At 68.8% G+C, this 2,135-nt stretch carries 3 protein-coding genes; all 3 read right to left on the bottom strand.

What is annotated here, in order from left to right:
* Positions 1 to 594, bottom strand: a 594-nt coding sequence (locus tag ACT84W_RS04445; protein WP_444328341.1) for a GTPase, incomplete at its 3' end; no start/stop codon positions are given.
* 234 nt (positions 595 to 828) lie between these two features.
* The gene (ispH, locus tag ACT84W_RS04440) at positions 829 to 1,671 is read right to left on the bottom strand and encodes a 4-hydroxy-3-methylbut-2-enyl diphosphate reductase (RefSeq protein WP_432290544.1); all 843 of its coding nucleotides are present in this window, start codon (positions 1,669 to 1,671) and stop codon (positions 829 to 831) included.
* A 7-nt stretch (positions 1,672 to 1,678) separates the two neighbouring features.
* On the bottom strand, positions 1,679 to 2,135 hold a 457-nt coding region (locus tag ACT84W_RS04435; RefSeq protein WP_444328340.1), incomplete at its 5' end, for a lysophospholipid acyltransferase family protein.

Below are 2,135 nucleotides of genomic sequence, written 5' to 3'. Positions count from 1 at the left end.
AAGGCGGTTGGCCAGCGAGGACTTGCCGACGTTCGGGCGGCCGACGATGGCGATGGAGAGGACGGCCTCGCCCTCCTCGAGCTCCTCGGGCTCGGGGAACGCCTCGACGACGAGGTCGAGAAGGTCGCCCGTGCCGTGGCCGTGCGTCGCGCTGATGGGCATGGGCTCGCCGCAGCCGAGGGCGTAGAAGTCCCAGAGGTCCTCGTGCTCCTTGGCGGGGTTGTCCTTCTTGTTCACCACGAGGAAGACGGGCTTGGTGGTCTTGCGGACGATGCGCGCGACCTCCTCGTCCTCGTCCGTGATGCCGGTGGCGCCGTCGACGACGAAGATGATGACGTCGGCCTCCTGCGTGGCGAGGATGGCCTGCTCGCGGATGCCGGGGGCAAAGACGTCCTTGGACTTGATGGACTCGATGCCGCCGGTATCGATGATGACGAAGTCGCGGCCGTTCCAGTCGGCCTCGTGGTAGCTGCGGTCGCGCGTGACGCCGCGGGACTCGTGGACGATGGCGTCGCGGGTGACCGCGATGCGGTTGACGAGCGTGGACTTGCCGACGTTCGGGCGGCCGACGACTGCGACGATGGGCTTGCTCATGTGGTACTCCTTGCAGATAGACAATCATAGTTAGTTTACCATGAGCGGATGGGCCGGCAGGGGCGCCATGGCCTTGCGTTGAGGCTCGGGCAGTCCTATTCGCACGAAGGCCACATTAAGTGGCCTTCGGCTTATGCGGAACTCGCCCAACGCAAGCCATGGCGCCCCTGCCGGCCCGACGATTCACGGCAAAGCGCCTGGTCTATCTGCACTCGTCGGTGGCCGAAAGCGGGCTTAGGCGACGATGCTCTCGATGGCGGTGCGGACGGCGGCGATCTGGCTCGCGGGGGTGCTCGCGCCTGCTGTGATGCCCACGAGCTCGGCGCCGTCGAACCACGAAGGGTCGAGCTCGTCTGCGCCCTCGATGTGGTGGGTGCGCGGGCAGAGCCCGGAGGCGATCTCGGCGAGGCGCTTCGTGTTCGCGGAGATGCGGCCGCCGATGACGACCATCACGTCGGCGCGGGCCGCGAGCTCGGCGCAAGCGCCCTGATGCCCGCTCGTGGCGTCGCAGATGGTGTTGACGACGCGCACCTCCTCGGCGCGGCCGAGCAGGGCAGCCACGACCTTCTCGAGGTTCGCGCGCGACTGCGTCGTCTGGACGACGACGCCGATCTTCTTGCAGGAGGGAAGCGCCGCGGCCTCGTCGGCGGACCCCACGACGACGGCGCCGGGGGCGTGGGGCAGGGTCGCCTCGACCTCGGGGTGGCCAGCCTCGCCCACGACGACGACCTGGTACCCCTCGCGCGCGAGACGAGCCGCGGCCTGGTGGACCTTCTTCACGAAGGGGCAGGTGGCGTCGAGCACCTCGTGGCAGAGCTCGCGGGCGCGGCGCTCCTCGTCGGGCGTGACGCCATGCGTGCGCAGCAGAAGGGTATCGCCCGCGGACTCCTCGGGGGACGAGACCACGGTCACGCCCTTCTCGGCGAGGCCGGAGACGACGCGCGGGTTGTGGATGAGGGGGCCGAGGGTGTGGACGGGGACCTCGGAGCTCTTTGCAGCGTCCTCAACCATGCGCAGGGCGCGCTCGACGCCGTAGCAGGCGCCCGCCTCCGAGGCGATCTCGATGCGTGCGGACATGGGTCTCCTATTCCTTGAGCTCAGGGTAGTCGGCGCGCAGCTCGTCGCGAAGCGCATAGACGGCGTCCATGCCCATCTTCTCCATGCGGGCGAGCTGCTCCTTGCGCTTGCCGCCGCCCGTCTCGGACCACTCGATGGGCTTGCCGCACCTGACGACGACGCGGCTGCGGAACTTGAGGTGCCTCGCGCCGACGACCGCGGTCGGCTGAACCGGGGCCTTCGCGAGCTGGGCCATGAGGACGTAGCCGCCGTGCACCTGGGCGTCCGCGTCGTTCTTCACGCGTGTACCCTCGGGGTAGATGAGCAGGCACTCGCCGCGCTGCAGGGCTGCGCGCGCACGGCGCACGACCTTCATGTCGGCGTCGCCGCGACTCACCGGGAAGCCGCCCACGCGGGAGAACAGCCATTGCGCGATCTTGATCTTGTCGAACTCTTTCTTGTACACGATGCGCGTGTGGATGCCC

Origin of the sequence: Paratractidigestivibacter sp. (assembly GCF_052362415.1) — a bacterium.
In the GTDB taxonomy this organism is placed as follows: Bacteria; Actinomycetota; Coriobacteriia; order Coriobacteriales; family Atopobiaceae; genus Paratractidigestivibacter.
The sequence above is the reverse complement of the archived record's forward strand: the minus strand, read 5'-3'. Positions and strand labels throughout refer to the sequence as shown.